The sequence below is a fragment of the Streptomyces malaysiensis subsp. samsunensis genome (assembly GCF_024519315.1).
In the GTDB taxonomy this organism is placed as follows: Bacteria; Actinomycetota; Actinomycetes; order Streptomycetales; family Streptomycetaceae; genus Streptomyces; species Streptomyces malaysiensis.
Map to the genome: position 1 here is coordinate 1 of NZ_JANIIC010000093.1, position 24637 is coordinate 24637.

At 69.4% G+C, this 24637-nt stretch carries 30 protein-coding genes; 13 read left to right on the forward strand and 17 right to left on the reverse strand.

Going from position 1 to position 24637, the window contains the following annotated elements; genetic code table 11:
- Window positions 1-333 precede the first annotated feature (333 nt).
- A complete protein-coding gene (locus NQU54_RS43985) occupies window positions 334-1863 on the forward strand; it encodes a hypothetical protein (protein WP_257635908.1) in 1530 nt (509 codons plus the stop codon).
- 76 nt (window positions 1864-1939) lie between these two features.
- On the opposite strand, the gene NQU54_RS43990 is transcribed toward NQU54_RS43985, so the two are convergent.
- From NQU54_RS43990 to NQU54_RS44005, 4 genes are all read right to left on the reverse strand, one after another.
- Entirely contained in the window at window positions 1940-2353 is a 414-nt protein-coding gene (locus NQU54_RS43990; protein WP_257635909.1) for a hypothetical protein, read from the reverse strand.
- A 73-nt stretch (window positions 2354-2426) separates the two neighbouring features.
- Entirely contained in the window at window positions 2427-3056 is a 630-nt protein-coding gene (locus tag NQU54_RS43995) for a hypothetical protein (RefSeq protein WP_257635910.1), read from the reverse strand.
- 270 nt (window positions 3057-3326) lie between these two features.
- Window positions 3327-3695: a hypothetical protein gene (locus NQU54_RS44000; protein ID WP_257635911.1), complete on the reverse strand. Its 369-nt coding sequence runs from the start codon at window positions 3693-3695 to the stop codon at window positions 3327-3329.
- 236 nt (window positions 3696-3931) lie between these two features.
- On the reverse strand, window positions 3932-4687 hold the full coding sequence (locus tag NQU54_RS44005; protein WP_257635912.1) for a recombinase family protein: 756 nt from the start codon (window positions 4685-4687) through the stop codon (window positions 3932-3934).
- 374 nt (window positions 4688-5061) lie between these two features.
- Between NQU54_RS44005 and NQU54_RS44010 the strand changes: the two genes are divergently transcribed.
- Window positions 5062-5949, forward strand: coding sequence for a hypothetical protein (locus NQU54_RS44010; protein WP_257635913.1), 888 nt, complete (start codon window positions 5062-5064; stop codon window positions 5947-5949).
- A gap of 51 nt (window positions 5950-6000) precedes the next feature.
- On the opposite strand, the gene NQU54_RS44015 is transcribed toward NQU54_RS44010, so the two are convergent.
- On the reverse strand, window positions 6001-6243 hold the full coding sequence (locus NQU54_RS44015; protein WP_257635914.1) for a GNAT family N-acetyltransferase: 243 nt from the start codon (window positions 6241-6243) through the stop codon (window positions 6001-6003).
- Window positions 6244-6384: 141 nt separating this feature from the next.
- Complete coding sequence (locus tag NQU54_RS44020) at window positions 6385-6714, reverse strand: helix-turn-helix domain-containing protein (protein WP_372506402.1); 330 nt, start codon at window positions 6712-6714, stop codon at window positions 6385-6387.
- A gap of 83 nt (window positions 6715-6797) precedes the next feature.
- On the opposite strand from NQU54_RS44020, the gene NQU54_RS44025 reads away from it, so the two are divergent.
- Window positions 6798-8777 (forward strand): zeta toxin family protein, encoded by a 1980-nt coding sequence (locus NQU54_RS44025; RefSeq protein ID WP_257635915.1) that lies wholly within the window; start codon window positions 6798-6800, stop codon window positions 8775-8777.
- 43 nt (window positions 8778-8820) lie between these two features.
- Entirely contained in the window at window positions 8821-9354 is a 534-nt protein-coding gene (locus NQU54_RS44030; RefSeq protein WP_257635916.1) for a hypothetical protein, read from the forward strand.
- Between the two features lie 198 nt (window positions 9355-9552).
- Here NQU54_RS44030 and NQU54_RS44035 read toward each other — a convergent pair whose 3' ends face one another.
- Window positions 9553-9870: a hypothetical protein gene (locus NQU54_RS44035; protein WP_257635917.1), complete on the reverse strand. Its 318-nt coding sequence runs from the start codon at window positions 9868-9870 to the stop codon at window positions 9553-9555.
- A 175-nt stretch (window positions 9871-10045) separates the two neighbouring features.
- Here NQU54_RS44035 and NQU54_RS44040 point away from each other — a divergent pair, with 175 nt between their 5' ends.
- Entirely contained in the window at window positions 10046-12718 is a 2673-nt protein-coding gene (locus NQU54_RS44040; RefSeq protein ID WP_257635918.1) for an ATP/GTP-binding protein, read from the forward strand.
- 109 nt (window positions 12719-12827) lie between these two features.
- On the opposite strand, the gene NQU54_RS44045 is transcribed toward NQU54_RS44040, so the two are convergent.
- Both NQU54_RS44045 and NQU54_RS44050 read right to left on the reverse strand, forming a co-directional pair.
- On the reverse strand, window positions 12828-13577 hold the full coding sequence (locus tag NQU54_RS44045; RefSeq protein WP_257635919.1) for a hypothetical protein: 750 nt from the start codon (window positions 13575-13577) through the stop codon (window positions 12828-12830).
- Entirely contained in the window at window positions 13558-14079 is a 522-nt protein-coding gene (locus tag NQU54_RS44050; RefSeq protein WP_257635920.1) for an RNA polymerase sigma factor, read from the reverse strand. Before NQU54_RS44050 ends, NQU54_RS44045 begins: the two co-directional genes overlap by 20 nt.
- A gap of 635 nt (window positions 14080-14714) precedes the next feature.
- Between NQU54_RS44050 and NQU54_RS44055 the strand changes: the two genes are divergently transcribed.
- Complete coding sequence (locus NQU54_RS44055) at window positions 14715-14915, forward strand: hypothetical protein (RefSeq protein ID WP_257635921.1); 201 nt, start codon at window positions 14715-14717, stop codon at window positions 14913-14915.
- Between the two features lie 63 nt (window positions 14916-14978).
- On the opposite strand, the gene NQU54_RS44060 is transcribed toward NQU54_RS44055, so the two are convergent.
- From NQU54_RS44060 to NQU54_RS44070, 3 genes are all read right to left on the reverse strand, one after another.
- Entirely contained in the window at window positions 14979-15326 is a 348-nt protein-coding gene (locus NQU54_RS44060; RefSeq protein WP_257635922.1) for a hypothetical protein, read from the reverse strand.
- 82 nt (window positions 15327-15408) lie between these two features.
- A complete protein-coding gene (dapF, locus tag NQU54_RS44065; RefSeq protein ID WP_257635923.1) occupies window positions 15409-16365 on the reverse strand; it encodes a diaminopimelate epimerase in 957 nt (318 codons plus the stop codon).
- Window positions 16362-16616, reverse strand: coding sequence for a hypothetical protein (locus tag NQU54_RS44070; RefSeq protein WP_257635924.1), 255 nt, complete (start codon window positions 16614-16616; stop codon window positions 16362-16364). Before NQU54_RS44070 ends, dapF begins: the two co-directional genes overlap by 4 nt.
- Window positions 16617-16720: 104 nt before the next feature.
- Between NQU54_RS44070 and NQU54_RS44075 the strand changes: the two genes are divergently transcribed.
- The 5 genes from NQU54_RS44075 (at window position 16721) to NQU54_RS44095 (ending at window position 19846) form a co-directional block, all read left to right on the forward strand.
- Window positions 16721-17464, forward strand: a complete 744-nt coding sequence (locus tag NQU54_RS44075) for a GntR family transcriptional regulator (RefSeq protein WP_257635925.1) — start codon at window positions 16721-16723, stop codon at window positions 17462-17464.
- 3 nt (window positions 17465-17467) lie between these two features.
- Window positions 17468-17692: a hypothetical protein gene (locus NQU54_RS44080; protein ID WP_257635926.1), complete on the forward strand. Its 225-nt coding sequence runs from the start codon at window positions 17468-17470 to the stop codon at window positions 17690-17692.
- Window positions 17693-17874: 182 nt separating this feature from the next.
- On the forward strand, window positions 17875-18378 hold the full coding sequence (locus NQU54_RS44085) for a hypothetical protein (protein WP_257635927.1): 504 nt from the start codon (window positions 17875-17877) through the stop codon (window positions 18376-18378).
- 242 nt (window positions 18379-18620) lie between these two features.
- Window positions 18621-19343: a hypothetical protein gene (locus tag NQU54_RS44090; RefSeq protein ID WP_257635928.1), complete on the forward strand. Its 723-nt coding sequence runs from the start codon at window positions 18621-18623 to the stop codon at window positions 19341-19343.
- A 188-nt stretch (window positions 19344-19531) separates the two neighbouring features.
- A complete protein-coding gene (locus NQU54_RS44095; protein WP_257635948.1) occupies window positions 19532-19846 on the forward strand; it encodes an STAS domain-containing protein in 315 nt (104 codons plus the stop codon).
- 83 nt (window positions 19847-19929) lie between these two features.
- Here NQU54_RS44095 and NQU54_RS44100 read toward each other — a convergent pair whose 3' ends face one another.
- The 4 genes from NQU54_RS44100 to NQU54_RS44115 form a co-directional block, all read right to left on the reverse strand.
- Window positions 19930-20241 (reverse strand): hypothetical protein, encoded by a 312-nt coding sequence (locus tag NQU54_RS44100; RefSeq protein WP_257635929.1) that lies wholly within the window; start codon window positions 20239-20241, stop codon window positions 19930-19932.
- A 116-nt stretch (window positions 20242-20357) separates the two neighbouring features.
- Window positions 20358-20867, reverse strand: a complete 510-nt coding sequence (locus NQU54_RS49875) for a DUF6233 domain-containing protein (protein WP_257635930.1) — start codon at window positions 20865-20867, stop codon at window positions 20358-20360.
- Between the two features lie 2 nt (window positions 20868-20869).
- Window positions 20870-21205 carry a DUF8825 domain-containing protein gene (locus NQU54_RS44110; RefSeq protein WP_257635931.1) on the reverse strand — a complete coding sequence of 112 codons (336 nt, stop codon included), beginning with the start codon at window positions 21203-21205 and terminating at the stop codon, window positions 20870-20872.
- Between the two features lie 171 nt (window positions 21206-21376).
- Complete coding sequence (locus NQU54_RS44115) at window positions 21377-22162, reverse strand: sulfite exporter TauE/SafE family protein (protein ID WP_257635932.1); 786 nt, start codon at window positions 22160-22162, stop codon at window positions 21377-21379.
- A 255-nt stretch (window positions 22163-22417) separates the two neighbouring features.
- On the opposite strand from NQU54_RS44115, the gene ku reads away from it, so the two are divergent.
- The gene (gene ku, locus NQU54_RS44120) at window positions 22418-23347 is read left to right on the forward strand and encodes a non-homologous end joining protein Ku (RefSeq protein WP_257635933.1); all 930 of its coding nucleotides are present in this window, start codon (window positions 22418-22420) and stop codon (window positions 23345-23347) included.
- A gap of 229 nt (window positions 23348-23576) precedes the next feature.
- Entirely contained in the window at window positions 23577-24245 is a 669-nt protein-coding gene (locus NQU54_RS44125) for a hypothetical protein (RefSeq protein WP_257635934.1), read from the forward strand.
- A gap of 41 nt (window positions 24246-24286) precedes the next feature.
- Here the strand turns inward: NQU54_RS44125 and NQU54_RS44130 are convergent, their stop codons facing one another.
- Window positions 24287-24412 (reverse strand): hypothetical protein, encoded by a 126-nt coding sequence (locus NQU54_RS44130; protein ID WP_257635935.1) that lies wholly within the window; start codon window positions 24410-24412, stop codon window positions 24287-24289.
- Window positions 24413-24637: the final 225 nt, after the last annotated feature.

Genomic DNA, 24637 nt, shown 5'->3' on the forward strand with positions numbered 1-24637 from the left:
AAGGCCTTGGGGGCTGGAGTCGAGCGAACTGGGAACTACTGCCCCCGGACTGACGGTCAGGCCGAGACGCCTATCCGCCTTGTCCCACGCGCCACAGGGGCCACAAGTTTGGTAGTCCGTGTGGTCTGTTGCTGTTCTTCGCCAGTTGTTGTCGGTGGCGGCCTCTACCGTGAGAGGTGGCCGTCGCACGTCGGCCTGACTCCGAGCCAGCGCCCCGCCCACGCCGGGACTGGCGACGAGGACAAGGGGTGTGGAACCTCCGTGCCGTATCTCTTCGCTGACATCGATCTCGCCGGCGGGGGTGCGTGGGGCTCTCGCAGAAGGTGATCGATCGTGACCCAGAACCGGGACTTCAAGTCCCTCGCCCGGGAGTTGGCCGCGCGGGAGGGGATCTCCTACACCGCCGCTCGCCGACGCCTGCTGGAGCGGCCCGTCCCCGACCCCGCATCCGGGGAGTGGGACGACCTGGTGGTGTCGGCCCTGTCCGCCGCCGTCGCCGAGCACGGCGTCGTGCTCGTGCGGGAGATCTGGAACGAGGATGCACGCCGGACGATGGTCCAGCGCGACAACGGTGTCCGCTGGGGCCTGGTCGAGCCCGCCGCCGACGGCGTCGTCATCCGCGAGGTCGGAGACTGCGTCGGGGTAGTCGACAAGGGCACGCGGGTGCCCGTGCCGCGCCGGCTGCCGGACGGCCAGGTGGAGGTCGCCGCGCTGTGGCCGGTGGTCTGGTGCTCCAGCCGAGAGCCGTTCTGGCGTTACGTCCACAACGGCTGGGCCGTCGACCAGCCCGGAGTGTTCCCCAGTGGGCTCGACCCGATGTGCCCCAGCGCGGACCTGCCGTACGAGGTGCGGGTCTACTACGTTCCGGACGGCATCCCGGGCGAGACCCACACGGGCGATACCCCGTGCTGGGAGACGGACGGGTGGAGCGCCAGCTTCGACAAGGCGGTCCTGCTGGCCGAGGCAATGGTCGCCCACCGGCTGGGGGCCCCGAAGCGCCAAATCAGCGGCGACTGCGGCGCCCTGCGCGCCGAGGTCTGGCAGCACGTCACCTCGGATCTGGGCACCCTGCCCTCCCTGGTCCACCAGGTCGACGCCGCCCCGAACCGGCCTGTCGTTCCTCGCCTGCCGTACGACACTTGGCCCGCGGGCCGACCCGAGTCCACCGCGCCCACCCCGGAGCCGACCTGGTTCCAGGGGGAGGAGCACCCGCCGAACTACGATCTGCGGGTCTGGTCCGAGACGGACGGCTGGACGACGCTCGCGTGGATCCCCGGCGGCCGAAACCCGGCGAGCATCGCCGCGACCCTGCTGCGCGTCGGCACTGGCGGCCCGTACGCGTTCGCGGAGACCTGGGGCCCCCGCTTCCCGGACGCCTGGAAGCACGATTCCACGCAGGAGGGTCGAGCCCTGATGGACCTGCACCCCGACGAGCCGTACGCCGAACGGTCCGCCCGCTACGACAAAGCCCGCCAGCGGGAAGACGCCGACCTGGCGGCTGCGCTCGCCGAGCGCAGCGGGGGCGCGCTCACCACCGAGCAGACCGCCGCCCGGCTGGAGGCCGGCGGGCAGCCCTACCGTGACTTCCTGCGCGCCGGGATGATCTGCATCATGGACGCCCTCAACGACGTCAGGCTGGCGGGCGAGAGCGACGAACGGCTACGGATGCGCAAGGCGCTGGACGACCTGGAAAAGCACCACCAGGTCGAGGACTGGGTTATCGACCTGACCCGGGAGCACATGGCCACCAATCGTCGGGACGCGCATTACACGGACGGCGCGAAGCGGTGGCGGGAACGGGCTCTACAGGAGTACCTGTCACCCGGTGGGTCTGCCACCGGCGTGCCCGGCCTGACTGCCTGACGGCGATGGGCCCGGGGGGACCCCGGGCCCATGAACGGGCCCTCACCTGAAGGCCCGTTGGGGTCTTGGAACGCAGTTACTCCGTGCCGATCCGCGCATCGATCACGATGTCGGGCGCGGTTGCACCGCCCGCTGCGGAGAGGTCGACCCCATCTACCACTGAGGCAGCAGCGTCGTACGCCCGCTGGTACAGGGCTCGATGCCCAGGAGTGGCGGCGACCATGGGAAGGGTGCCCCACAAAGTGCGCTCCATGAACTGCGCCAGCTGCGGGCCGGTGAGCGGGACGCGCACCATCGCCTTGTCGGTGGTGCCTTGCTTGGCTTCCCCGGGGAACTTCACGGTACTGAACTGGCTCGCGGCCTGGACTCGCAGCATTCGCCACGTCAGTGCGGTGCAGAGCAGATCCACCTTTGCCACGCCAGCGGCGGCCTTCTCCAGGCGTGTTCGGTGCTTCTTCGACCATTTCAGATGGACGTTCCGTAATGTCATGTGGCCTCCTCCCCTTGATGGCCCTGCGGGCACGGGCAGAACCGGTGCCCCTCTCCACTCGCGGACTGCCGGGCTACTGCGTGACGTATGCGGCGTCGACGCTGTCATCGATCCGGAACGTGACACCGGTCGTCTGGCCAGCCTCGGCGTCCGGATCGACCAGCTCCACGAACTCGACCAGCTTGTTGTAGAGCCGACTGCAACGAGCAGAAGCCGCGGTGTCGTCCTCCTTCGTCCCCTCGTACAGCGCGCTCAGGAGCTGGGTGAGGTTGTGTCCGGAGAGGAGCACTTGCTGGAGTCCGTTGCCGCCCGAGACGGGGCCGAGTTTCTTGATCCGTCCATCCGGCAGGTTCGGGTCCACGGTGAACTGCGTTGCTTCCTGCCATTCCGGCGCGTTGGGGATTCGCGCGATATTGGGCGGCCTGGTGCTCTGCGTCCAGGCTGGTTTCCACTGGCCGAAGGCGCGGGCGGCCATGAAGGTCCACGTGTCCTCGTGGCAGACCAAGGTCAGGTACGAGACTCCGGTGGCGGTCCTCATGTGCTCGTTGTGCGCGGCGAGGGCGGGGGCGTTCTCCGCGATGGCCTTCTGCCGCGCGGTTCGGTCCTCCTCGCGCCAGCGCTTCTCCTGCTCCCACCGCTCCTGCTCGATCTGCCGCTTCAGGGCCTGGTTGGCCCGGTATTCCTCGCGCCACGTCTTGAACACGCCCACCCCTTCCGGTCGTCACTGAAAGCGACCCGAGTATGCCGGTACGTGGTGGTGGCGGGTAGTCCGCCTCCATCTGCTGTCCAGAGTTGGCCCGCAGCGAGGGTGTACAACAACCGATCGGCTCCCGAACAGTCAAGCCGGGAGAGGCAACGCCCCTCCTGGCCCCGGTGAGTCGTGTTCAGGAAGGGGCTCAGCCCGTTCGGAAGTCGGGGGCCGGTACGAATCCTGTGAGCAGCCGCACGGCGGTGAGCGGACCCGGTCAACTCGTCAGGCCCCCGCAGCACGTGCCCGGGCACCGTCGCCTTGTTCGGCGCCGCTGGAAAGCTCGGCGCGCAGGGCATTCTCCAGTTTCACGAGTCGTTCTTTGACCTCAGCGAGCGGGTCACTGACATCCGGTGGAACTTGGCGCAGTACGACTTCGGTCTGCACCGCGAACAGTCCGCGGCGTGCGTCCTTGATAGCCACTAGCGTCAGCGGTGATGCGATGAGGCCCGCTTCGATTCCGAACCGGTACGCGGTCTCTCGAGCTTCGGCGAGCTCGTCGCTACTCTGGCTCCGCCACAGGGACATGATCCCGTCGTGCCAGCCGTGCATGGCGATCAAAAGGTCTCGGTAGAGCGCACGCTTGTCGTCCAACCACCGGACCCTCTCCTGATGAGCCAGCTGCTCTCTCTGGAGACGAACCTGCCCTCGCTGCGCTAGCCACGCACCAGCAACGCCCGCCATGGCTCCCACTGTGGTGCCCGCCAGACCTGCTAAGGCCGCGTCCACCGTTCCCTCCTCATGTCTCTGTTACGGATGGCGCCCGCTCAGCCTCCCATCCTGTCGGACAAGGGGGCTCAGCGTCCTGCAATGGCTCCGGCGACGCACTATTACCTGCGACGGAGCGTGTACGGCGTCTCGTGGGCGAGCACCCGCCGGACGGTCTCCGGGTGCCAACGCTCCCCACGCTTCGGCTTGATGCCCTCCGCGTCCAGCGCCGTGGCGATCTCGCGGTACGACAGCCCATCCTCGTCGCGGAGCTGGCGGGCGCGGTCCCGGCCGGCCTGCTCGGCCTCCTCCGGGGTGAGTTCCTTCTGGTGAGCCCGCCAGCCGTACGGTGGGGCGCCGTAGGCGTAACCGCCCTGAGCCGCCTTCTCGCGCCGACCATGGCGGAGACGCGCGGCAATCATCGAGCGTTCCAGCTGGGCAAAGACGCCCATCATCTGCCGCATGGCGGTGCGCATCGGGTCGTCCGGGTCATCGGGGTGAACCTCCCCCGTGTCTGCGGTGAAGGCGCGGCCGCCGTGCTTCCAGACCTGGGCCAAGATGGCCTCCTGGACCACGAGGGTGCGGGCGAACCTGTCGAGGGTCGGGGCGATGATGCCGTCCGCAGTGCCGTCCTCGACTTCAGTCAGTGCGTCGGCCAGGCCGGGGCGGTCGGCGCTCTCCAGCGTTCCGGAGCGTCCTTCGTCGCGGTAGATGGTGCGGCCGAGCCGGTGGCCGGCCTCGCGGCACCAGCGGCGGACGTTCTTCTCCTGGACGTCGAGCCCGTACCCGTCGAGCTGGCGCTCGGTGCTGCGGCCGCCCGCCGCCCGGCAACGGGCTGGCCTCGGGAGCCGGAACAGGGAACGGCTGCGCCGTCGCATCGCAGATCCGGCTGGCCAGGCGGCGGCGAGGCACGCGCGCATCATCCAAGCCCTGGACAGCAGATGACGGACCCACTGAGACGGCCCTCGATCACCGGCAGCTGGAACTTACACCGCAGATTCGCCTTCGCCGATTCAGTAGTCAGGGGCCATCCGCGAGGCTGATTCCGCCCGGCCCCCTCGTGTACTGGATCGGAGAGTGTTGTGCCCCGCCGGATTACCGAAGTGCCCACCCGTACGCCGCAAGAACGACCATGCTGCTCAGGCGGTAGTCCTTCACTGTCAGAGTTCCGGAGAGAGGGGTGGCTGGGCGCTGTCCGCGGGGCTGCGGCTGCGGTAGCGGCCATGCTCGTCAACGCGGCCGGGTGGTCCAAATGATGCAGCGACCACATATTTCCGCCACAGATACAGGGCCCGGCACTACCGATGACCTGGTCGCTGACGCACATGCGGCGGGCTTCACGCGGGTCAGCTCCCGCTCGATCAGAGACTGGACCGAATTTGGTCTGCTGGCTCAACCTGCGTTCAGAAAGAGCAGCCAACACGGCAGTGACCATCGTGTGTATCCGCCGGAGCAGCGGGAGCTGTTTCTCAGACTTCTGTGGGTGAGGAAGCGTCTGCCGCAAGGATGGCGTTACCGGCGCGTCGTTCTGGCAAGGACAATCGTCGGTCTGTGGTTGCTCGGTCTGTTGGACCTCCCCACCGAGCAGGTAAGACGAGCTCTGCGCAGCACGCTGGGAATGCAATCAACCACAGCTGAGAATCGCAGGATCGCGAGCGCCTTGGTCGATGGCCTGGCTCACCCGTCGGCCTCGACAGCACAGATCCGCAAGGCACGCCTCGTGGTGGCGCAGTGTCTTGGGAAAGGGTGCTGGGACCGTGCGAGGGTGCTCTCCGTGCTGGTAGAGGTCTCGTTCTCCTGGTCGGCGCACGCTGATCGTGCAACTGGTTCCACAGCAGGAGGCGATACGCCGAACCTCGGGCAGGTGCTTGACGACCTCGCTGGATACATCGACAGTCGGATTGAGGTGATGACACGGCTCAGGGAAGAAGCGGTCACCCCAGCGCAGCTCCTTGAAGCGCGTCGCCGGTTCAATTCGGATCCACGCCAGGTAGCACGGCGACTCGACTGGATTATGGAGGCCATGGTGCACCACACCGCGGGGCTGCCGGGTAGTCCTGACAATGCTGCCGCCGGCTCCAGCCTGACGCTACTCAACGCCTTCATACATGAACTTATCGCCATCCTCGGCCTTGGGTAGTCCTCACCTGCCGACTCGATTCCATGCCATTGTGAGAGGCCCCGCTCGGGCTCAGGCAGATTCCTCGACCTGGAGGAGGAGTAGGTCGAACTCGGGGCCGTCGGCGGTATTGCGGTAGGGGCCGGCGTAGTCGTAGCCGAGCCGGGCGTAGAGGTCCTGGCCGCGCCGGTTGGAGGGCAGCGCGAGTAGCGACGACCACTTCGGGGCGATGGCCTTGAGGGGCTCGGCGTGCAGTTGGGAGCCGATGCCCTGGGACTGCCACGGTGGGCGGACTGCCAGCTCGCACAGGCCCATCAGCCGCTCGGTGCGGGCGCCCGCGGGGACCTGGAAGCTTGCCCGGCGCCTCCCCCGTGGGCCCGGGCGGCACGAAGCCCCTGGCGGTCTGTCGGAACAGGTCGCCAGGGGGTTCCCACCGGAGAGGGCCGCTCGCCCGGGTCACTCCCCTTCGTCGCTGATCTCCGCACGGCCGGCCATTGGCGCGGCCGCGGATGTGTCCGGGGCCTGCGCCTGTTCGGGGGCGGGGTATTGGGCCGCCCATCCGTCCAGCAGCCGCAGGTACGCCTGACGCCGCGGCGGCCGCGGTTCGGACCGGCCGTTCTCCCAGTTCTTCAGGGTCTGCACCGTCATGTTCAGGGCCTGTGCCACTCGGGCCTGCGTGACGCCGGCCGCTTCCCGCAGCCGGGCCCGCTCCTCAGGCGGCGGCATTTGCGGCTCCCCCTGCAGCAGCGCGTCAACCGTGCTGAACAGCTCGTCCTCAGTCGGCATACTCCACCTCCATGCTGAACGCTACCATGGATTTACCCTTTGATTTGCAGTAGATTTATCCTTGGGTTTACGATCTCTGTGAAGTGATCACGACGTGGGGAGGCTCGGTGGTGCGGGAGACGGACGTGGGCACAGCCGCGCTGTCCGGGGGCGAACACCGCCAGGTGCCAGACCAGGCGGCCCTTCCGACGTGGGCGAAAGACGCCGCACGGCAGGACCAGCCGATCGTGGCGGGATCGGCCCCGGCCGGGTCTCCAGCGGCGGCTCTGGCCGGTGACTGGTCGGAGGAGGTCCTGACCGGCACCGTCCTTCCCCACGTCCTGGGCGGCGCAGTGCCTCAGCCGGGCCCGGCGCGGCCGGTGGTGGTGTTCGTCGCCGGACAGCCAGGCAGCGGCAAGACGATGGTCGTCGACCTGGTACACGCCGCGCTCATGCGGCGAGGCGGCGCGGTGCGGGTGGACCGCGACGCCTACAAGACCATCCACCCCCACTACACCGCCTTCCTCGCCGAGGACGTACGTACCGCCGGGGTTCGGGTGCGGCCGGAGACCTACCGGTGGCAGGCCGACATCGAGGCGCGGGTGCGGGAGGGCCGGTACGACGCGGTGGTGGAGGCGCCGTTGGCCCACACGCAGGAGTTCCTGGCAGGGATGGCCGCGTACCGGCAAGCGGGCTATCGCGTGGAGATCCTGGCCCTGGCCGTGCCCGAAGCGGTCAGCCAGCTCGGCATTCTGGACCGATACCTGCGTCTCGCCGAGGAGGGCCGCGCCCGGTACGTCTCCTGGGACAACCACGACACGTGCGCGGCCGCGCTGCTCGAGACCCTCGCCGTGGTGGAGACCACGCGACTGGCGGACCGGATCTTCGTCGTGCGGCGCGCCGACTCGGCGGCACTGGAGGTCGTGTACGACAACGAACTCGACTCCTGCGGGGACTGGCGCCGCCCGATCGGCGCGGCACGTGCGGTGCTCGCTGAGCGGAGGCGCCCGTGGGACGCCAGGGAGACGGGCCGGTTCCGCCGCCAGCTCGCCGACGCCGACCGGCGTCTTACCGATCCCCGGCTACCAGAGGACTGGGCGCTGGCAGTGGGCCGCGACGCCGAGCGCGCCGCCGCCTTGGCCGAGCCGGTCCGGCGCACCGCCCAGCCGCGCCGGGAGCCGCCCGGGGTGGACTATCACCGGCTCTCCGCAGAGGAACACCGCTTCATCTTCGATGAGTTGATCGTGCCATCCCTGGGGCGTATCACGCCGCAGGAGAAACCGGTCGCCGTGTACGTGATGGGCCAGCCCGGTGCTGGCAAGACCCGGGCCGCCCAGATGGTCCGCCGTACCCTGCGCGATGGCCCGGCTCACATCACGGGCGACGACTTCAAAGTTGCCCACCCGGACTACCTGCAACTGCTGCGCGAGGAGCCGCGCACGGCCTCCGCACGGATCCGTGCCGACTACCGGGCCTGGCAGGCTCAGGCCGAGGCGTATGTGCGCGAACGGCGCGGGGACGTGGTCATCGAGCTCACCCCGGGCAGCACCGCTGAGTTCGTCACCGGCGCGGCCCTGTACCGGCAAGCCGGTTACCGGGTGGAGCTGGTAGTCCTGGCCGTGCGCCCGGCCGATTCCCGCCAGGGTACGGCCGTCCGCTACGCCCAGGTAGGCCAGCGCGGTCTTCCCGCGCGGTTCACCACCGCTGCCGGGCACGACACGCACTTCGCGGTCCTCCCCGAGGTGGTGGCGGCCGCCGAGCAGCTATCCGTGGCCGACTCGGTCATGGTGATGCGGCGCGACGCCCATCTCCTCTACCACAACGACCAGACCGCCCCCGGTCGGTGGGCACAGCGCCCTGCCGCCGAGTTGGCCCTGGTCGCCGAGCAGTCGCGTCCCTACACCCCCGAGGAAGCCGCCCCGTTCTGGGCCGTCCAGCGCTGGCTGCATGCGGCGATGCCGCAGTACCGCGACGACCTCATCGCGATCGCCGGACTGGCCTGCCCGCTGATGCCCGCCCAGCAGCCGCGCCAGCTCCACGCACCCGTCCCCGCGGCCGCGCTCGCTCTGCTCGTGTCCGCCTGAGAAGCTACAAACAACCCCCAGGATCATCCGATAATTTGCTCGTGTGGACCAAGGACTTGCCGCCGTGCTCGGTGCCTTCGTAGGGGTCGTCGGAACTACTGCAACCGCGGTGTTCACGGGCCGGTACATGCGTCAACAGGCGCAAGACCAAGCCCACATCGACCATGCACGATGGCGGCGTGAGATCCGCCAAGAGACCTACGCGGCGATGCTCGTTCCCATCACCGAGGCACGCGCAGTCGCGCGAGAGGCATCCCGTGCTCTCATCCGGGAGGACACCGATGCCGAGGTGGAAAGCCTGCTGGGCCAGCTGGAGGAATTAATCCAGACAATTCGAGCCTCATGTGCTCGTTTGTACTTGGAAGGCCCTATAGAAGTAGTCAGGGCTGGGGACGCAGTGCTCAGAAAACTGCGAGTAGTCGACAACAATCTGGTGACCTGGAAGGACAGTCGGGTCTCGTCCTCTGAGCATCCGGCTGAGTACATCGAGCGCCACACCATCAAGGCTGCGGAGGTCGCCAGCTCGGTTAATTGGTTCACGCATGAAGCCAGCAAAGCGCTGGATTCCACGGGATAGATCACCGCCTGACGACACTGACTTATCGAGGTTCACCCGGTTCTCCACGCTCGTACGCGGGATTTTCGCTCCGCGGGGGCCGCGTGTCCGCAAGTCAGCGTTTTCCGTCGGTAGCCCTTCACCACAGCTTCTGACCTGCCGCACGGCCGGGAACCCATACCGCGGTCACCGGGCCGTGCGGCACGAAGACCACTGCAACTACTCCTCGGCCTGCGACTCGGAGGCTTCCAGCTCCTTCAGCCGCTCGGTGTAGACGTCGGCGATACGCCCGACCTCCTCGGGCTCCGCATCCCTGAGCCGGTGCTGGTCCTCCACGCACTCCTGCCGCCGCGTCTTGAGCTCGTCCAGGCGCTGCTGGTCACCGGAGCGCCGTGCGAGCAGGAGTTGCCGGCTGTACCAGGCGATGACCATCCCCACGATTTCGTGCGCCACCTCATACCCGGGACTGTCGCCGCCCGGGTCCAGGGGCTGCCCCGGCTGGGACGGTCCGTCGGGCGAGGATGCGGGGTCGTGCATGGAGAACCACCTCGAGGTGTTCGGGAACGCTGGCAAAAAGATCATTCTCGGGCCTGGGCCGGATTCAGTTCACCACCGGCCCTTCTCGGCCCCTCTACCCCGCCGGACTGCCGTCGGCCACCGCCCGCGGCATAGATTGGGTCCGCAGGTGATCACTCCTGGGGGGACACATCACATGGCCGACCTTCGCGCGCTGTTCAGCTCCAATGACCCCGTGGGGAGCAACGAGGCGTTCACCAACCGGCAGAACCAGTGGCACCTTGTCGCCACCGCCCTCGAGGAGCACCTGCGGCACATCGCCGATCCGGCCTTCGATGTTGAGGACCTTGAGGCGCCCCGCGACAACGTGCTCGTGTTCCATGGTGTCGGCGGCATCGGCAAGACGACGTTGTCGCGCAAGCTGGAGGCCACTCTCGCCGACGCCGGGCACCGGCCCGCCCAGTGGGGCGCACCGACCTGGTCCGGCGAGCGGATCTGGCCCGTACGTATCGACCTCGCCCGTTCCGCCGGCACCGACTTCAAGAGAGTCGTCCTCACGATCCGGGCCGCGCTCGCCGAGCTCGGCCGCCCCCTGCCCGCCTTCGACGTGGCGCTGCGCCGGTACTGGGAGCACCAGCATCCCGGCGAGCCGCTGGAGGAATACCTGAACCGCGGCGGGCTGACCTCCCGGTTCGGCCGTGCGCTGCCGCAGCAGATGCAGTCCGCGCTGTCCGACGTCGCCCAGGCCCTGCTCCTGCCCGGCACCGTCGGGTCCGCGGTCGGCCAGGTGACCGGCTCCCTGGTGCGGGCGCTGCGGGAGCGCCGGCAGACCGTCCGCGCACTCGCCGGGTGCGCGCGGCTGGCCGACCTGCTGGAGGCCGAACCCGACCTGGACGCCTTGTCCTTCTACCCGCACTTGCTGGCGTGGGAGCTCGCCCAGCTCCCGGCCGACAAAAAGGTCACGCCGGTGATCCTGCTGGACACCTTCGAGGACACCGGCGACCGCCACCGTGACACCGAGCGGCTTCTGCAACGCCTGGTATGGCTCATGCCGAACTGCTTGTTCGTCATCAGCGGCCGTAACCGTCTTCAGTGGGCCGACGATGCCCTTCAGGGCCAGCTCGACTACACCGGCCCCGCCGCCTGGCCCGGCCTGGCCCCCCACTCCGGGCTGGCGGCCCGGGCTACCGGGCAGGGTGGCGCCCGCCAGCACCTGATCGGGGACTTCTCCCCCGAGGACTGCGACACCTACCTCGCTCACCGCCTCACCCAGGACGACCAGCCGCTGATCGGCCCTGAGATCCGCGCGGTCATCACCCAGCGCTCGCACGGCCTGCCGCTCCACCTGGATCTGGCCGTCGCCCGCTTCCTGGAGATCCGCCGCACCGGCCGCACTCCCACTCCCGCGGACTTCGACCACACCTTCCCCGCCCTCATCGCCCGCACCCTGTCCGACCTCACTGCCGACGAGCGCCATGTCCTGCGCAGCGCCAGCCTGTTGGATGCTTTCGACCTGGGTCTGGCCACCGAAGCGGCGGGCCTGGCTCACCAGGCGGCAGCACGCCGGTTAGTCGAGCGGCCGATGATCACCGAGGATCCGCACGCGATCTGGCCGTACCACCTCCACGACGCCATCCGCACCGCGCTACGGGCTGATGACCACACCGAGGACCACTGGACCCCCGCCGACTGGCACCGAGCCGCCGAACGCGCCCTTGCCGCCCTCGGCGAGCAGTGGCAGGGCACCAGCACGCCCGTCCCCGGCCGGACCCTCCTGATCGCGTGCCTGCGCCAGGGCCTGCGCCTGGCCCGCGACCACCACCTGGACGCCCCCGGCTGGCTCACCGAGGCCGCCTTCGCCTACACCGACGACTCCGTCTGGGAACCCCTCGCCCCACCCACCCGGGCCTCGAGCCCCGAGCCGCAGCCGGGCCCGGACACACCCGCCGACGCCCTGGCCGACCTCCTCACTACCATCGCTCGCCGCCAGCACGAACACCGCGAACGCACCGCCGAACGCCTCACCGCCGTCCTGGACACCGGCCTGCTCTCCGGCGAACTCACCGAACTCGCCCTGTACTACCGGGCCAAAGCCCACAAAGACCTCGGCCGCACCGACGCAGCCCTGGACGGCATGCGCCAGGTCGCCGACGCAGGCGGCCGACTCGCCCCGCGCGCCCACCGCGGCCTGGCCAGCCTCGCCCGCATCCGCGGCGACTTCCCCACCGCCTTCGCCGCCGTCCCCACCCTGGGCTGGAAAGGCCGCCACCACCGCGTCCTGGCCCACATCCGGTGGCCCCACGGCGACGTCGACCGCGCCATCGCCGCCTTCGAAGCCGCTCGGACCGAAGCCGAACAGCACGACGCCCCGGGCGAGCGGGCCATCGCCCAGACCCTCCTCGCCCTGGTGACCGCCTTCGCCGACCCGGCCCGCGCCGACGACGAACTCGCCCTCGCCCACCAGTACCTCGCCCCGCTCGACCAGCGCGCCACCACCCTCTACGCCCACGTCGCCGGCCTTATCCGCGACGCCGGCACCGACCACGACGTCACCGACCGCGCCACCGTCCTGCGCACCGAGATCACCGTCGCCGGTCTCGCCTGGCTCACCCCGCTCCTGGAAACGGTCCTCGCCTTCCACCACGCCGTACGCGACTCACCGGACGACCTCACCGCCACTATCGACCGGCTGAGCGAGGCAACGGCGAACGGCGACTTCGCCTACTACGTCGACATCGCCACGGCCATGGGCGACCTGCCCCAGCCCGCTGGAAGCAGCGTCCTGTGGCTTGACGACGCACACACCGTCCGAGAACGCTGGCGCGCCCTGGTCACCGCCCGCCAAGACCACCTGCGCGGGGCCCAGTAGCGGCAAGCGAAGCCGGAGACCTCCCGCAGCATCACGGCGGGTTGTGTGGGCCCCACGGGCTGGCCGGGGGCGCCGGACGGCCGGCGCAGCCTGGCGTCCTGGCGACCTTTCAGTGGGCAGCAGCGAGTTCTTCGATGTGTTCGGCGAAGCCGTCGGTGGGCAGCGGCAGCTCGACGCCGTCGACGTACTCGATCGCGGTCGGGACGTAGCGGACGACCGCTTCGGCTGCCTCCGGGAGTACGGCCATGCGTACGGTGGCCGTGGGCTCCTGGCCTTCCCGGCCCAGGTCCAGACGGTGCATGAGGACCTCGTGCACCGCGGGGGCGGGAGTGTGCCGGTCGGCCACCATCTGCCGGTACCAGCATTCGGCAGCCAGTCCTTCGCCAAGAGCGAGGTGGTGGAGGTACAGGCAGTAGGTGGCGGTGGTGTTCCCGGCGCCGGCGGCGAACTGCCACCAGAACTGCGCGGAGTCCTCACGGGCGGCCAGCTGCAACACGCACCCGAGGATCACCGCGCCGTCGGGCTCGAGGGTTCGGTCCCCGATGAACGAGGACATCTCCTGGAGCGCGCCCTCGTCCCCGACCACCATGCGGCTCACCGCGCGCAGGGCACCGGCGGCGTCCTCGAGCAGTTTCTCGTCCGGCTGCCACCCCTCACTGGGCTGTTGCCTCGGTCTGGGCAGCGCTGACTGGGCCCGTGCGGACTGCACGGTGGCGTCGTAGCTCAACGCGCCGAGCACGAGACGGCCGGCGACCCGCGCGGCGATCCGTTCCTCGGCCGCGGCCAGCTTCTCCGGCGGGTAAGGACGAGGCTCCAGGCGGGCCTTAGCCAGCATCCGGTCAATCGGTTGGGTGCCCATCACGGCTTCCTTCCTGCTCGTCCAGCCCGAGGACCTGGCGCAAGCGCCGTCTGGCGTGGCGCGCGGTGGACCGGACCCCGGCCGGGCTGATGCCGAGGATGCGTGCGGTGGTGGCGGCGTCGAATCCGAGGCTGTAGCGCAGGATGATGACGTCTCGCTGCCGGTCCGGGAGATCGTTGATCGCCTGGTAGACGAGGAGTGAGGTCTCCAGTTCGCCGATCGGGTCAAGGGCGTTGCGCACGTCGTAGGTCTCGAATGCGGCCACGTCGGCGACCACGGGCCTGCGGTTGCGGCGGCGGGCCAGGTCGATGGTGCGGTTCTTGACCACCTTCCACGCGTACGCCTCGGGCGTCGGCTGGGCCAGCACGGCCTGCCAGGACACCGCGAGTTGCTCGAAGGCATGGTCGACCGCTTCCTCCGCGTCCGCGCTCGATCCGAGGTGTATCTCGGCCCAGCGCACGTACGCGGCGCGGTAGAGCTGGTGGAACGCCCTGAAGTCCACTGGGAGAGCGACTGCACCAGGCGGGCGCCTCAAGCTCTCCTCCGGCGTCACCGGCTCCCCTCCCGCTGACGAAACGTTCACGGCCTTTCGGCCCCTTCCGGTTGTCTCGGACGATGCCTCGTTCAGCACCAGAGGGCCGCTGGAGCCCTCCACCGTCATAGCGTCCGCAAACGGACGATCGTGCAGGAGACAACAGGAAAATATTTACACAGCGCTACCAGTGCGTCACTATACGTTCGAATGCGAGTTATGACTGGACTCGGCAGCGCCGAGGGGCTCGCCCTCGTGGCTCAGACTGCGGGCATCGGCGTACTCGGGCGGGTGCCGACCACTCGCCGCGCGTCTCCGGCCCCGGCTGTCACAGCCAACACAGGTCACTGACAACCCCCCGGGCACTGCAAGGGCAGATAACTTGCATCGCTTGCCTCTACCAGTGGTAAGCGCGCCATTCAATGAGCAGCGGGGAGCAACGAAGAGCAACGTCAGAAGATATTGAATGCGGCTCTCCCGATCGGAAGAGTGACCGGCACACAGCCACCACTGCTGTTCGACCGCGCCCGCCCCGCAGAAGGGGTGAAGGCAACACCGCCTCCACGTATGCGGCTTCCGCATGCCCAAAACTGAAGGACAAACCGATGCAGACTGACCCGAACGGCCCGAGCCGCAACGACCGGGTGTACCTGCTGCTGCTCGCCCTGGCCGTGATCCTGCTCATCGTGGGGGGCTTGGTCTACGTGACGTACCAGCACCCGGCGCTGGCCGATCCGCTGGCGGCCGGCGGGACGGTCGCCGCAGTCCTGGTGGCCGGACTCGGGTTCGCCATCAACAAGCGGTGAAGCGTCGGCGGCCGCCGCTGTACGTCACCGCGGAGACGTACAGCGGCGAGAACCGGCACGCGGTCAGGCAGCGCCGGTCTGGTCGACGTGCCGTAGCGCGTCGGACAGCTCCCCGGGGTCAACGAATCGGGGCCGGGTGGGGTGCGGGGTGCTGAGCCACGTGGCGGAGAGGGATCCGCGCTGGCCTGTCGGCATGAGCAGCCACGAGCCGGTTGTCAGGGAGCGGGTGCCCTGGGCGGTGCACCGGCGGGCGGTGCCGGCGCGGACGTGGACGATGAGCTCCTGGCGGACGTAGTCGGCCAGGACGGGGTAGCCGCGGTCGATTGGGAGAGCGAGGTGGGTGAGTGCGGCCAGGCCGCGTTTCAGCGGTGTGATGACGATGGCGTCCCACTCCAGGCCGCAGTCCACCATCCTGGTGGCATACGGCGAGGAATCCCGTGAACTCCGTGCGGCTTCCTCTGGTTTGACCAGTGCGGACCACTGGGGATCGGCCTCAGCGGGTGTGTTCGGCACGGTTCCCCCTGAACGGGCTGGTCTCGGATTCTCCAGACCCCCGCTGTGCCCACGTGCGGGATCCCGCCGGGAGCCCGGATTTGCTGGGCAAGGTGAGGCCGAGGGTGCCTTGGGCGGTGATGATGGCGGGGCCGGTGAGGTCTATGGCTCCGCTGGGCCGTACGACGATGTGGAGGCGCCCGCCGGGCAGGTCGGCGGTGTAGTCGACGGCCAGGGGCGGGGATGGCTGGTGGGCGCGGGCGGCCGCGACGGCGGCGCAGGCTCCGGTGCCGCAGGCGCGGGTCTCGCCGACGCCGCGTTCGTGGACGCGCAGCTGGAGGTGGTGGGGGCCGCGGGTGGCGACGAAGTCGACGGTGGCTCCGTGGGGGTATGCGGCGGCGGGCGTCACGGTGGGGGCGGTGCGCAGGTCTCCGGCGAGGCGGAGGTCCTCGAGGAAGACGACGGCGTGGGGGTTGCCCATGTCGACGTGGACGGCGGGCCAGGTGCGGCCGGCGACGGTGACCTGTATGCCGCGGGCGCCGGAGAGACGGGGGCGCCCCATGTCCACGGTGACCGGACCGGCGTGGTCCGGGACGTGGACCCGGCGGGTTCCGGCGCGGGTGGCGATGAGAAGGGCGCCGGGCCGGTGCAGGCCGGCATCGACCAGATAGCGGCCCAGCAGGCGCAGCCCGTTGCCGCACATGGCGCCGAGGCTGCCGTCGGCATTGCGGTAGTCCATGAACCACTCGGCCTCCCTCATCACGGCGCCCTCGGGATCGGCGGCGCAGCGGACAGCGCGCAGGACGCCGTCAGCGCCCAGGCCTGTGCACCGGTCGCACAGGCGGACCACTTCCGCCGGGGTGAGGGTGAGGTGGCCGTCGGGGTCGGGGAGGATGACGAAGTCGTTCTCGGCGCCGTGCCCTTTGGCGAAGGCGTGGTGGAGTGCTGGAGCGGTCATGGGCGGGTGCCGGTCTCCCGTGGGATGCGCAGCCAGGCGACCTGGCCGGTGTCGGTGAGGGTCAGGCCGAAGTCGGCGCCGGCGTCGAGGACTTGAAGGACCTGGAGCCAGTTGTCGGCCAGACGGGGCGTCACGTCGGCCTCAATGCGTATGTCGCCGGATCCGGGGATGATGCGGGGCCGGGTGCCGCCGAGGGTCTCCAGCTGCGCGGCCACATCCTGGACTGCGTCCGGCCGGTGATCTTCAGTCACGCCCCCACCCCCAATCAGCACAGAACGTGACCCTAGTCACTAGATTTGTGCTAGTCCACTAGATTGTCAATCCGTACTGGTCAGCGCCGTGGGCGAGGAGACGCATGGCTGACGGCACCTCACGAGCCGCCCCATATCTGGAGGTTGCCGCCGCATTCCGTGCCCGTATCGCGGAAGGCGTCTGGGCCCCGGACGAGCGCCTGCCCTCACGCGGCGAGCTCGGCGCCCAGTTCGGCGTCGGGGAGAACGTCATCCGGCGTGCGCAGGAGCTGCTGATCACCGAGGGTCTGCTGGAGGGCCGGGCGGGATCGGGCACATACGTGCGTACCCCCTACCAGCGCCGCACCATGCTGCGCACCCCCGCCGCCGGCCTGGCCGGACCCGGCTTCGACGGCACTTTCGAAGCGGACAGCATCGCCAAGGTCCCCGCTCCGCCGGACATCGCCGAGCGCCTGGCCGTCGAGCCCGGCGCGCTGTGCGTGCGGACCGTCTACGAGGTCTTCGCCGACCGGCAGCCGGCGCTTTTGTGCACCAGCTGGGAGCCGATGGCCATCACCGGCGGCACCGTAGTGGTCTTGCCGGAAGGCGGCCCGCTGGCCGGCCGCGGTGTGGCCGCCCGCATGGCGCACCTGGGCATCACCGTCCAGCGGGCCGTGGAGAGACTCCGCCCGGTCCATGTCGAGCGGGACCAGGCGCAGCTGCTGGGCGTACCCGCCGGCACCCAGGCGACGCTGATCCAGCGCACCCACTACGACACCGACGGCAGGCCGGTGGAGACCGCCGACCTCCTCATCCCCGCGGACCGCTGGGACATCACCTACGACATCCCCGTCCCGCCCGCCACCTGACCCGTGTGCATACACCCGCCGAACACCGCCTTCCGCTACACCAAGGGCCGCTCCAGCGTCTACTTCAAGGGCGCCGAGCGCTGGATCGGCCGCTTCGAGAGCGTCTGGGGCCACGGCACCGATGCCGCCCCCCGGCTCCTCCAGCGCTACGAGGCCACCGCCCGGCCCATGCTGGACGGCGACACCTGGGACACCGACCGCGTCCGCGAGACGGTCGACGCGCTGTAGACCCGGGCGTCCGGCAGAGCAACCCGCGGCCCTCGCCACACGGCGAGGGCCGTTTCATCAGCGCAGCTATGAGATCTCGAAAGCCACCGCCAGCGGGTGTCATCCCCATTGGTTGCCTCTTTCAGGTCTGATTTCGTGATAGGCGTCCGGTCAGCTGGGCCGCGTGGCTACGCTCTGCCGTCATGGCGATGCGTGGTGCGCAAGTCAAGGTCGGTGCGGTGCAGGCGGCATGGGATCAAGCGTGCGTGCTGCGCTCGGGGGACGATCTCGAGGCGTTGCCCGAGCTGGCCGAACGCATCGCGACGGCCACGGCCGCCTACGGCGCGGGCGAACTCCTGCGGGGAACGGTATTCCTGATCAGTGGCGCGCTGGAACAGATCGGCGCCGGCCATCCGGGCGGCGAGCAGTTCGCAGCGAAGTTCACCAAAACGTTGATGAACAAGATCCTCCACTGGGCCGAGGTCGTGGAGCCGACCGACTTGCCGATGGTGCGCCAGGTCGTGACAGTCGCTTTCGAAGGACGCGATCCGGTGGCCTGGCGGGACCAGGCCGGGCCGGTCCCCGACAGCGAACCGCGGGCGATGACGTGCGCCCTCGCGCTCATCGCCGACTTCGTCGACCGGGTCGACGGACCAGGAGCGTGTGAGCATGCACTGCTGACCAGTCTCGGCAGCGCCCTCGACTGATCCGGCCGCGCCACCGCAGGCGGGTGCAGACGAACTCCGGCATGAGCGGCGTGGTCGGCGACTGCTGTCTTCCCGACGCCGGCCATGCCGCTCATGCCAGCTGACCGCAGCTGCGGCGCCGATCCCAGGGGTCGGCGGCGCAGTCAACTCCAGACCCCCATATCTAGTGACTAGATGTACGGTGTGTGATCGCAGGTGGGGGTGGGCCCCGCCCTGTCCCCCGGGGGTGCCTCACCGTGCCGTTGTCCTTACCTCTCATCGCCCTCGGCATCGCGCTGCGCCAGGCCGACCGCATCCGGTTCGCCCACGGCCGCCCCTCCAGCGCGAGCGCCGCCGAACTGATAGCCCTCCAGCGCCGCCGGGCGACCAACTGGACGCCCGCGCTCCTCCTGGCCGGCCAGTGGGTACAGATCGCCGGATGGTGGCTCCTGGCCGGGCACGGTCCGCTGGCGGCCGCCGCAGCGGCGCTCGGTGTGGCGGTGCAGTTCCGGCACTTACAGGAGATCAGCCACTTCGCCGTGCACGGTGTCCTGGCCCGCACCCGCCGCGCCAACCAGCTGCTCGCCGAGGTCTTCGTCCACCACCCGCTCGGACTCATCCCCGTCGGCGAGCGGCGGCGGCTGCACGTGCGCGATCACCACCCCAACGCCGCCCGCCCCGCAGCCGACCCCAACCTCGCCGAGCTCCACCAGGCCGGACTGCGCCCGGGCACCAGCCGGTCCCGGTTCGCCCGCGCCGTGGTGTATCCGCTCACCTGGCGCGGCATCCGCAGCACCGCCGCCGGGATCGCCGCCGGCCTCCGGCACTCCGGGTCATGGCACCGCGCGGCCGCCAAGCGCACCCGCCCGCACCGTGTAGCCACGGACGGCACGGACGGCCGTCGCGTAGTCACCCCGGCGTCACGAAGTACGAAGGCCACTCGGCATCGTCCGGGTGGCCTTTTTCATGAGCCCTCATGCACATAGCCGTCTACGACCTCAGGCCGTAGGAAACGCTCCCGCGTGATCTCGTGTCGCGGAACGGCATCCCGTGATTGGGCAGGCGCATGCGCCGGGGGTGAAGATGGACAGAACCGCTGGTCAGGAGTTTCCTGGAGACAAGCCCCAGGGGGTGCCTCGCGCCAAGGAGGCACACGGTGCCCGAGACGATCAGGGTGGACCGGAAAGCCACCGGACCCGACAGTTGCCGGGTCGCTGTGTGGGGGGAGCTTGACCTTGTGACCGCCGGCGACGTGCGCCAGACACTCCAGGACGCCGTCGGCGAGAACCGTGTCGTGATCATCGATCTCGCTGGGCTGACGTTCTGCGACTGCACCGGGCTGAGCGCGCTGCTGGCCGCCGCCCGCACCGCTCAAGCCAGTGACGTCGAGCTGCGGCTGTGCGCCATCCCCTGCTTCCTCGCCCGTATCCTGCGGCTGTCCGGCACCCGTAACGCGTTCACCATCGAAGAGGACCGCTGCCGGCCGTAAATCCAAGCCCGGACCTGCCAATCTCGAAGGCGCGGTCCGCGGACGCAATCGGGGTTCGGGGCCTGTCCTCTTGAAGAACGTGCTCAGCCGCCGTTCGGGTCCTTGCCGACCAGCCGCGTGAGCAGCTCCACGATCTGCGCCTGGTTCCGGTCCATCTTCCGCCCGAGCTCGTCGAGACGGCTTCCCAGCCGGTCTACCTTCTGATCGAGGTTCCCGACCTGGAGACGCACTGCGGTCAGGTCGCTCTTGATGATCCCGAACTCGCGGTCGGTCTTCTCCGCAACCTCTTCGAAACGCCGCGTGAGAGCGGCGAGTTCACCGTGAGCGATGGGGTCCTCGGGCACGCGGAGCGCTCCTGCCAGATCATGAAAACGAGCAGACATCAGGCCGTTCACGATATCGCGCTCACCGGGTGCCGGTCCCGGCTGCGGACATGATCGCGATCGATGCGGGGACCAGCGGTTCTGGGTGCGTCGTCGTTGGTTCAGGGGATCGGGCGTGCCTGCCGCCTTCAGAACCGCGGGAGGTGGCGGGCCTCGCATGCGGTACACGCCTCGCTGCCCGGCCGGGCGAGCTCGCGCAGCGCCTGGTCGAGCGTGAGGTCCGCATTGCCGGTCGGTACCCAGCACGACTCGTGATGGATGACCCGGCGCCCTGGGCCACCGGCGGGTGCGGGCAGGTGCTGTACGCACCACCGGCCTGCCGGGGCGGCGGCGGAGGAGCCTGGCGGCTGTTCCCGCCGGGTCGGCACGACGGAGTAGTCGATGCCCTCGATGGGATTGACCAGGCGAGCGGGGACGCGCATCACGATCGAGTCGGGCTCGACGGTGATGCGGTCTGGGAGCTGCACTTCAGCCCAGATGGGCAAGCGGAGCTGGTACCACCAGCCGCCTCCGGGGCCGGGGCGGTAGATGCGGCCGATGACCTGGGCCGTGACGCTCTGGCCGTCAGCGAGCTCGTGCCATGCCGGCGGCCCGGGGGCATCCGGGTCCGGGCCGTCGGGGCTGGAGGGATCCGTCACCGCTACGCGGCTGGTGCGTCGTTGAGGTGCTTGAGCATCATCCGTGCGGTGACGAGGTCCGGGCCCTCCAGCGTCTGCCAGAACGGATGCGTGACGACGGTGATGCTCAGCTCCTGCTGCCGGGCCCGAAGCTGTCGCACTTCCGCTTGATCTTCCTCGGTCCATCCGTCGGTCGCGGGGCGCTGCCGCGGGCGCCAGCGCTCGGGATCGCTGAAACCGGGGTGGGGTTCCACCGACCACGGGAGGCGGTCATGCAGCGCCGAGAGGGTGTGGGCGACCTGGTGGAGGGCTTCCTGCGCGGTGAGCAGGTCCGTAGGAAAGTCGTAGGCTCTGGCCATGCCGGAATAATAAACCTGTTCGATTTCTGTGGGTGGTGGGTCGACGCTCGGAGTGTCGTCGGGTGTGACTGAGCGCCGTAGTTGGCGAGTGAGCGCTTTAGTTGGCGGGCTCTGAGCGTTGTACTTGGCGAACGCCGGGCATCCCGTGACAGCGAAGGCTGATTGACCAGGTCAGCGCAGTGCGCTGATCGCGTAGACGGCGCCAAGTGCGGCGGCCAGGGTGCCGAGGAGGAGGCGGAGGAAGGTCTCAGGCATGCGCGGTTGGAGGCGGGCTCCGGCGTAGCCGCCGATGAGACCGCCGAGGCCACAGGCCAGGCCAAGGAGCCAATCAGGGGCGATGCTGCCGCTGCGGGCCAGGGACAGCACGGCGTAGGTGCAGGCACCGACCACCGAGGTGGCGAAGGTGGAGGCGAGCGCGGCCGGGGCGACCTTGGAAACGGGAACCCCACGCCCAACAAGGATGGGGCCGAGGATCGAGCCGCCGCCGACGCCGTAGATACCGCCCACGACCCCGACCGCGAGCGCCAAGGCGGTGACCGCCCATGGCGCGGACTCGGGACGTCGGATCTCCGGGGATGCAGGACGCAAGGTCCGGACGATGAGCCAGGTGCCGAGCGGCAGCATCAGCACGGCCACCAGGAGGCGGAAGACGCGCGGGCCTGGAAGGGCAAACACGCGGATGACCGCTCCAAGGACCACGCCGGGCAGCGTGCCCAACACCAACCGACGCACGAGCGGTCCCGTCAGGGCGCCGTCACGTCGGTAACGCAGCAAGGCCCCGGGCCCGGACACCACGTTGTAGAGCAGATTCGTGGGCGTTACGGCTGGGTTGGGCACGGTGAAGACGCTGAGCTGCACCGGGAGCAGGAACACCGCCCCGGACACTCCCACCGGCGCGGTCACCACGGCTATCAGCATCCCAACCGCGAGGCCGGCCGCCCCGAGCTCCCACTCCACCCGATGCCCCCGCCCTTGCCACGACCGCTTGCCCTTCCGCGACAGCGTAGATAGCCCCTGTTTCGACGCCAGCGTGCTCCCCCGGACCTCGGCGCTGCCCTGGCCGCCAACTACGACGCTCAGACTCGCCAACTACGACGCCCAGTAGCCGAGACCCGGCCTCGGCGTCTACTCAGCCAGCGGCGGCCTGAGCAGGGCATCTCGCCGCAGGCACGTCTACGCTGGGAGGCCCCAGGGGGGCGGAGGAGGTGTTCCATGCCGCGCCCTGTCTGGTCCGGAGCCGTGTCGTTCGGTCTCGTCACGATTCCGATCAAGGTCATGCCCGCGACCGAAGATCACTCGATCTCGTTCCGGCAGATCCACATCGCTGACGGCGGCCGTATCCGCTACCGCAAAATCTGCGAGATCGAAGACCGGGTACTCGACCCGGACGAGATCGGGCGCGCCTACGAAGCGTCCAGGGACCAGCTGGTGCCCATCAGCGACCAGGAACTTGATGACCTCCCTCTGCCCACGGCCAAGGCGATCGATGTCGAAGCGTTCATCGAAGCAGAGCGGATCGATCCCATTCGCTTCGGCAAGCCGTACTATCTGCAAGCTGATGGCGCCGTGGCCGCAAAGCCCTACGTGCTGCTGAGGGAAGCGCTCCAGCGCAGCGACAAGATCGCGGTCGCCAAATTCGCGTGGCACAACCGTGAGAGGCTCGGCGCGCTGCGGGTCGTCGGCGAGGCCATCGTCCTACAAGTACTCCACTGGCCGGATGAGGTCCGCGCTGCCGAAGGCGTCGCCCCCCGCGCCGTCGACATCTCCGACTCCGAGGTCGAAGAAGCCATCGCCCTCATGGACGTCATCGGCGGCGCCGACATCAGCCAGTACCGCGACCAGTACCGCGAGGCCATGGAAGCCGTCATCGAGGCCAAGACCGAAGGCGTCGAGCCTCCCCACATGGAGGCGCCCGCCGAGCCCAAGGGCAAGGTTGTCGACCTCATGTCCGCCCTCCAGGACAGCGTGCGCGCTGCCAAGAAGAGCCGCGGCGAGGAAACCGACGAAGCCGAGGTCCACGAGATCAGCGGACGCCGGCCGGCCCAGAAGAAGGCCGCGAAGAAGACCGCGGCCAAGAAGACGAGCGCCGGCGGGAAGAAGACAGCCGCGAAGAAGTCCTCAAGGAAGAAGCCGGCCTCGTAACCGAGCGGGGAGTGCCACCGGGGCCGCCGGTAGCCGGCAGCTGCTCGGCGGTCCGCCGTCCTCGCCACCGCCCGCTGACCGGGGCTCGGGAAGCGCAAGGGCCGCCCGGTTTCCCGGGCGGCCCTTGTCCACGTCTGAACCCTGGGGGTATGGCCTGCCCTCCTGGGGAGGGCTACCAGGGACGATTCCCAGGGTCTTCGTCGCCCAGTGTACCTACTATTGCCCCACCATGCACAGCACGCCGCCCACCATCATCGCCCCGCCCGACGACAAGGCCGTCATCGAGCTGATCAGCCCCGACCGGCTGAACCCCTACCTGACCGCGTGCGTCGGCGACACCACCGCCGCGCTCGCGCTGTACCGGTGGAACAGTGATCTCGCCGCGGCGTTCTTCGAATCGCTGGGCCACCTGGAGATCATGCTGCGCAACGCGCTCGACGCCAGGCTCGTTGCCCGCCAGCAGCGCCGGGGCCGCACCGCAGAGTGGTACGACGACACGACGGTTCCACTCAGCGGCAAGGCCCGCGGCGATATCGCCCAAGCCCAGCAGCGCGCCGGCAGGCACGGCACGGCCGCACCGCGCGGAAAGATCATCGCGGAGCTGAGCTTAGGGTTCTGGCGCTTCCTGCTGGCCCGCCAGTACCGGGCCAGCCTGTGGCCTGATCTGGCAGGCGCCTTCCCTCACGCTCCGAACCGTGCCCTGACCACCGTGGAAGACCCGGTCAAGCGACTGCACAAGTTCCGCAACCGCATCGCCCACCACGAGGGCATCTGGCACCTGCCGCTCGAAGCCCGCCGTGACGACATCCAGACCGTGCTCGGCTTCATCGCACCGGCCGCCGCGGCCTGGGTCGCCAACGCGTCCCGCATTGACGACATCCTCACCCGACGCCCCTGACGCGGCCAACAGCTGCTCCGCTCCGAACGATCCGGTGCGTATCACTTCCTCGGCTGGACCTTCCGAAGGAGATCCGGCGAGCCGAGCACACCACGCGTGCGTAGTTGAGCGAGGTGCTCCAGCCCGCCAGGCCGGTACAGCAGCGCGCCGGCCTCGGCAGCACTCATTCGGCGGACGCTGACCGTCTCGAGCTGGGCGACGGCCGAAGGCCGCGGCGGCGGACCGTGGCCGAGCGGACGGTGCCGTCGCGCCGGTCGACTCCGGCCAGCGGGAAAGGCGTTCCGGCCAAGTTCACGAACCAAGGCATGCACGCCCCCCACCGCGCCAGACTACTTCTTGCAATTGTCCGACTACTCAGTGATCACTGGAGGGGTGCTTTGTCGCGCAAGGAC